The organism is Novosphingobium sp. (assembly GCF_031424035.1).
Lineage (GTDB): Bacteria > Pseudomonadota > Alphaproteobacteria > Sphingomonadales > Sphingomonadaceae > Novosphingobium.
Genome location: NZ_JANPGP010000055.1, coordinates 47,553 through 53,702, shown reverse-complemented (window position 1 = coordinate 53,702; position 6,150 = coordinate 47,553). Strand labels below are relative to the sequence as shown.

Genomic DNA, 6,150 nt, shown 5'->3' with positions numbered 1-6,150 from the left:
CCACGCGTTGTTCATTTGTCAACGATACCTATCTGGGGTTAGGAAGAGCCAACACGCGTGCTTGCGCGCCTGGAATGAAAGTCCTGCTGTGACCGTTCAGATTGTAATTCTTGCCCTCATCGCAGCCTTCCTTGGCCTGCGCCTCTATTCGGTGCTCGGCCGCCGCGCAGAGCACGAGGAAGAAACGATTTCGGGCCGCGTCGATGCCGGGGCCGATTCCAAGGTCGTGCAATTGCCCCTGCCCAAGCCGGGCGACCGGGTGCAGGGTCCGAATGGCCAGTTGCGCGAAATTCCGGGGGTTCTTGCTCCCGCTGAACGCGCGCTGCGCGAAATCGCCGCTGCCGATCGCCGGTTCGACCTGATGACCTTCCTTGCCGGCGCTGAAGGTGCCTATCGCATGGCGCTCGAAGCATTCTGGCGCGGTGACAAGGAAGACCTGTCGCACCTGTGCGATTCCGACGTTTACGAAGGGTTTAGCGGCGCGATTGATGCGCGCCTTGCCGCTGGCGAAGTCCTCGACAACCGCCTCGTCCGGATCGAGGAAGCCGTGGTGGTCGATGCGAGCTATAATGCGCCGATGGCCCGCGTGACCGTGCGCTTCACCTCGGACATTGCCGCCGTCACCCGCGATGCCCAGGGCAATGTCGTTGCCGGTTCGTTGACCGACGCGGTTGAGGCGATCGACATCTGGACCTTCAGCCGCAACCTGAAGTCCACCAGCCCGGACTGGCTGATCGACGAAACCGACGAAGGCTGAGGCCGGTCAAGTGGGGGGCTGGTTCGGGCGCTTTGCCGCCATCGCTGCGATCACCTCGCTCTCTGCCTGCAAGATCATCCCGGACGCGGCCGGGCCGGCGAATTATCCGCCGCCGCCGGTCGTCAATGTCCCCGTAGTTCCGCCGCCAGCCGCCACGGCAGCCCAGCTTGGCGTGCGCGCCGGCCCGGCCATCGACACGCTGAACCTGTCCGGCGGGCGCGCTACGAGCGCGCTGCGGTCGTTCTTCGAAAGCTGCCCGCGCCTCCTGACCCGCACAGACACCAGCGGGCTGACGCGAAGTTCAGATTGGAAAGCGGCTTGCGACGCCGCGAAGACATGGCCCGCGACTGACGCGCCCGGCTTTTTCGCAACCCATTTCGAAGCGGCGAAGATCGGCGAGGGCAGGGCCTTCACCACCGGCTATTACGAGCCCGAGATCGCCGGCACCCGCACGCCGCAGCCGGGCTTTGCCGTTCCGGTCTATCGCCTGCCGCCCGACCTGATCCGCGCATGGCCGGCAGAAACGCCGCCCGAGCAGCGCACCGGCACCCCGCCGCTGGGCCGCTATGACGAGACCGGCAGGTTCGTGCTCTACCACGACCGCGCAGCGATCGAGGACGGGGCCTTGGCGAACAAGGGCCTTGAGATCGCTTACGCCGCCGATCCCATCGAGTTCTTCTTTCTCCAGATACAAGGTTCCGGACGCCTGCTCGCCCCTGACGGCACGGTGATGCGGATCGGCTATGCTGGGCAGAACGGGCGCGATTACGTCGGCATTGGCTCGCTGATGCGCCAGCGCGGGCTGGTCGGCGGGACGGGACAATATCCCACTTCGATGCAAGGGCTGATGGCCTGGCTGCGGGAGAACCCCGAAGGCGGTAAGGCGATCATGCGGGAGAACCTGTCGTACATCTTCTTCCGCGAGATTACCGGCGACGGCCCGCTGGGCGCACTTGGCGTGCCGGTACGCGGGCAATCGAGCGTTGCCGCCGATCCGGCCTTCACCCCGCTGGGCGCACCAGTCTGGCTGTCGGTCGACCGGCCAGAGGCCAGCGGCCTGTGGGTGGCGCAAGATACTGGCGGCGCGATCAAGGGCGCGAACCGCTTCGACACGTTCTGGGGCGCTGGCCCGACCGCGCGGCAGATCGCCGGCGGCATGACCGGGCGGGGCGAAGCGCTGCTGTTCCTCCCAAAGGGCACACTGGCGCGTCTGGGCGCGCAGTAGGATGAAACCTCCGCGCGGCCTGACTGCGGACGAGGCCGCGTTGTGGTCGCGCTTGGCGGCGACGGTGAAACCATTCGCGGGCCGAATTCCTCCCCGGCACGGGGAGGTGGCAGCGCGTAGTGCTGACGGAGGGGGTTCTCCGGCAAGCGCAACCAAGAAGGTGAGCGCCAAGCCGCGCCCCCCCTCCACCAGCTCCGCTGGTCCCCCTCCCCGGAGCGGGGAGGATTTTCGACGACCGACCGGCAACACGCTCGACGCCAGCTGGGATCGCAAGCTGGCGCAAGGCACTGTTGCGCCCGATTTCACTATCGACCTGCACGGCCATACGCTCGACACGGCGTGGAACCGGCTTGAGCATGGGCTCATGCTGGCGGAAAGTCAGGGCGCGCGGGTGATCCTCGTGGTGACGGGCAGACCGCGCCCGGTGGATCGCGGCGCGGCGCATTCGGGCGGCCAGCGCGGCGTGATCCGCGCCAAGCTGCTCGATTGGCTGGCGGCTGGCAGCCATTCCTCGCGGATCGCGGCAGTGCGCGCGGCCCATCCCCGGCATGGCGGGGCGGGCGCGCTTTATCTGGTGCTTAGGCGGACTAGTCGGTCAGCATGAACTGCTCCCAGCGGCCTTTGTCGCCGGGTTCGGCATAAGTGCTCAGGTACATGGTCCGCGATGGCCAGGTAACCTTGTAGACCCGGTTGACGAAACCGCCGCGCAGGCGAGGCGAACGGGTCGGCTCGATCGAAGTCGGTTTGCCCAGCTTCACCAGCGAATCACGGTAATCGGCCAGCGCGGTCGGGGTGAAATAATAGCGCGCGCTTTCGGTGAAGCGCAGCGGATCGAACTTGCCTTCCGCCAGCGCGGCAAGATCGGCGCGGGCATCATCGGTGCGCGCGGCTTCGGGTACGCTGGCCTGGGCATTGGCTGGCAGGATGATCTCGGCCACCGCGTCGTTGATCTTGGTTTGCGCCCCGCCAAAATCGGCATTGGTCAGCACGGTCACCGCCGCCCGCGTGTCAGGCCAGACGCGGTTGAGTGAGAGGAACCCCACCGATGCGCCGCCATGATCGACGAGCGTGCGCCCGTTAGCTGTCACGCGGAACACGCCAAGCCCGTAGTTGCTGTTGATGCCATTCGTCAGGATTTGCGGGCGCTCCATTTCCTCCCAGTCTTCGCGTGGCAGCAGGGTGCGGTTGATCCGGGCAATGTTCCACTTGGACAGCTCCTCGGCCGACATGGCCAACTCGCCCGCCGCCCACAGCCAGCCGGGTGCGGCCGGTTTTACGACGCGCACCGGGCCCAGGGCGAAGCGCTCGTGCCCTTGCGGGTAGGCCGGACCATTGGTGGAATCGAGCGGTACAGGACTGATGCCGAGCGGTTTGAACAGCTTCTGTTCGAACTGCTGCCACAACGGCGCTCCGCCTGCTTTTTCGGCGATCATCCCTGCCACGACATAGCCGGTGTTCGAGTACTGCCAGCGCGTGCCGGGTTCGTAATCGAGTGGCTTCTTCGCCCAACGATCGACGATGCCGCCGGGCGCAGTTGGCTTTTCCATCGCCGCGAAGGAATAGTCTTGCGGCCAGAAGTCCTGCAGTCCCGACGTGTGGCTGAGCAACTGGCGCAGGGTGATCCGGTCCGCCCCGGTCACCTCGGGCATGTATTTGGCGACTTTGTCATCAAGGCTCAGCTTGCCCTCATCCTCAAGCAGCAGCATCAGCGCGCCGAGGAACTGCTTGGAGATCGAGGCGATCTGGAAGCGCATGTCGGCGCGGGCCACCGGCTGGCTGGCCGATGCCTTGCCCCAGGCCTTTGACAAGACGACCTTGCCGTCCCGCACCACGGCAACCTGCGTCGCCGGAACGCCGGTTTCGGCCAGTATGCGGGTGACAGCAATGTCAATCTTCGCCGATTCTTCGGGCGTCAGCGCCTGACCGAGTGCGGGGAGTGGGGCGAGCAGGGCGGCGATGGCCGCGAGCGATGCAATCTTCATGGGGGCGGAGCGTAACCGGGCCAGCGGATTAGTCCACATCGCAGTTTGTCGCGCCTTCCCGCCCGGCGGCTTGCAACGCTTCGCTGCCAATGACGCAGGCAGCGCAATCGTTTCAGGCCGCTGAACCAAAAAAAGGGCCCGGTCCTTGCGGGCCGGGCCTTTGAAAAGTCTTTTTGGGAGAGGATGCCTGAAAGGCCCGTCCCTTATGAGTAGCGAATCGAAATGCTGCAAGTGCGAAAAGAGCGGCAGTAATTGCGTTCTTTGCAACTGAGTGTTCAGTTTCCTGCAATCACGCCGTAAAGGTCGTGCGCATCCGAATCCTCGATCAGCGCCTGAACCACGTCACCGGGGGCGAGAGTCGGCGGCACTTCGCGCAGGTACACCGCGCCGTCGATCTCGGGCGCGTCGGCTTGGCTGCGGCCGGTTGCGCCGATGTCACCGTCTTCGTCAGGCTCGCCCACTTCGTCGATGATCACCGGAATCGTCCGGCCGACCTTGGCGGCCAGCTTGGCGGTGGATATGCGCTCGGTCACTTCCATGATCCGGGCATAGCGCTCTTCCTTGACCACTTCGGGCACGGGATCGGGCAGGTTGTTCGCTGCTGCGCCTTCGACAGGTTCGAAACGGAACGCGCCAACGCGGTCCAGCTGGGCTTCCTCCAGCCATTGCAGCAGATATTCGAAGTCCGCCTCGGTCTCGCCGGGGAAACCCACAACAAAGCTGGAGCGGATCGCGATGTCGGGGCAGATCGCCCGCCAAGCAGCGATACGTTCCAGCACCTTGGCTTCGTTCGCCGGACGCTTCATCGCGCGCAGCACGCTGGGGCTGGCGTGCTGGAACGGAATGTCGAGGTACGGCGTCACCAGCCCCTCGGCCATCAGCGGGATCACTGCATCGACGTGGGGATATGGATAGACATAGTGCAGCCGCACCCACGGCGGGGTGCCATCGGGGCAGCGCAGGTTGCCCAGCTCGCGGGCAAGGTCGGTCATGTGAGTGCGGACCGGGCGGCCCTTCCACTGGCGTTCTTCATGCCGCACGTCGACGCCATAGGCCGAGGTATCCTGACTGATCACCAGCAGTTCGCGCGTTCCCGCCGCGACCAGCTTTTCCGCCTCACGCAGCACGGCATCGATGCGGCGGCTGGCGAGTTTACCGCGTAAGGAAGGGATGATGCAAAACGCGCAGGCGTGATTGCAGCCCTCTGAAATCTTCAGGTAGCTGTAGTGGCGCGGGGTCAGCTTGACGTCGGTTTGCGGGACCAGATCAATGAAGGGTCCCTGCGTCGGCGGCGCAGCTTCGTGGACCGCTTCGACCACGGCTTCGTACTGGTGGGCGCCGGTGACTGCCAGCACGGCAGGGAACTTGGCGCGGATGACGTCCGCTTCGTTGCCCATGCAGCCAGTCACGATCACGCGGCCATTCTCGGCAATCGCCTCGCCAATCGCGGCGAGGCTCTCTTCCTTGGCGCTGTCAAGGAAGCCGCAGGTGTTGACCAGCACGACATCGGCCCCGGCATAGTCGGGGCTCATCGCATAGCCATCAGCGCGCAATTTGGTGAGGATCCGCTCGGAATCGACGAGCGCCTTCGGGCAGCCGAGGCTGACCATGCCGATCTTCTTCTGATCGGGAATCGTGGAGGGGATTAATGAGGACATGGGCGCGGCCCCTACACCCGAATGGCGCGATTGGCCATTGCCAAGCGCGGGCGATGCGGCAAGATCGGCCAATGGAACCCATCAACTGGCTCGCGGTGATCCTTTCGGCCAATCTGGCAGTGGCGATCGGCTTTGTTTGGTACGGCCCGCTGTTTGGCGGTGCGGCGATGTTCGGGCGAATGGCCGGACAGCAGGTGGAGACCCGCGGCAAGGGGCCGGTCAGCGGCATTCTTGGCGCGATCCTGCTTCAGGCGCTCTCGGCCTTGATGCTCGCTCACGCCTTCGCGCGGATCGGCGCGGAAACGCTCGCGGTGAAGCCGTGGCTTTACTGGATGCAGGCAGGCGGCATTGCCCTGGCCTTCATCGGGCCGGCGCTGTTCATTTCCTATGCTCGCCACCGCCTGCCGATGCGCGAGGCGCTGGTCGATGCGGGCTTCTGGCTGGTGGTCTATCTGGCAACCGGCACGGTGTTCTGGGCCTTGACGTAATCCCGTCGTCCCGGACCTGATCCGAGATGACGAACAATCC

General features: G+C 65.2%; 6 protein-coding genes. 4 read left to right on the top strand and 2 right to left on the bottom strand.

What is annotated here, in order from left to right; all coding sequences use genetic code 11:
• The first annotated feature begins 88 nt into the window (after nt 1-88).
• The 3 genes from RMO89_RS08545 (at nt 89) to RMO89_RS08535 (ending at nt 2,586) form a co-directional block, all read left to right on the top strand.
• Nucleotides 89-757: a Tim44/TimA family putative adaptor protein gene (locus RMO89_RS08545; RefSeq protein ID WP_310532502.1), complete on the top strand. Its 669-nt coding sequence runs from the start codon at nt 89-91 to the stop codon at nt 755-757.
• A gap of 10 nt (nt 758-767) precedes the next feature.
• The gene (locus RMO89_RS08540) at nt 768-1,982 is read left to right on the top strand and encodes a murein transglycosylase A (protein WP_310532501.1); all 1,215 of its coding nucleotides are present in this window, start codon (nt 768-770) and stop codon (nt 1,980-1,982) included.
• A 160-nt stretch (nt 1,983-2,142) separates the two neighbouring features.
• The gene (locus tag RMO89_RS08535; protein ID WP_310532500.1) at nt 2,143-2,586 is read left to right on the top strand and encodes a Smr/MutS family protein; all 444 of its coding nucleotides are present in this window, start codon (nt 2,143-2,145) and stop codon (nt 2,584-2,586) included.
• Here RMO89_RS08535 and RMO89_RS08530 read toward each other — a convergent pair.
• Nucleotides 2,570-3,964 carry a serine hydrolase domain-containing protein gene (locus RMO89_RS08530; RefSeq protein ID WP_310532498.1) on the bottom strand — a complete coding sequence of 465 codons (1,395 nt, stop codon included), beginning with the start codon at nt 3,962-3,964 and terminating at the stop codon, nt 2,570-2,572. The genes RMO89_RS08535 and RMO89_RS08530 overlap by 17 nt on opposite strands.
• 275 nt (nt 3,965-4,239) lie before the next feature.
• A complete protein-coding gene (gene rimO, locus RMO89_RS08525) occupies nt 4,240-5,622 on the bottom strand; it encodes a 30S ribosomal protein S12 methylthiotransferase RimO (protein WP_310532497.1) in 1,383 nt (460 codons plus the stop codon).
• Nucleotides 5,623-5,693: 71 nt separating this feature from the next.
• On the opposite strand from rimO, the gene RMO89_RS08520 reads away from it, so the two are divergent.
• Nucleotides 5,694-6,110 (top strand): DUF1761 domain-containing protein, encoded by a 417-nt coding sequence (locus tag RMO89_RS08520; protein ID WP_310532496.1) that lies wholly within the window; start codon nt 5,694-5,696, stop codon nt 6,108-6,110.
• Nucleotides 6,111-6,150 lie beyond the last annotated feature (40 nt).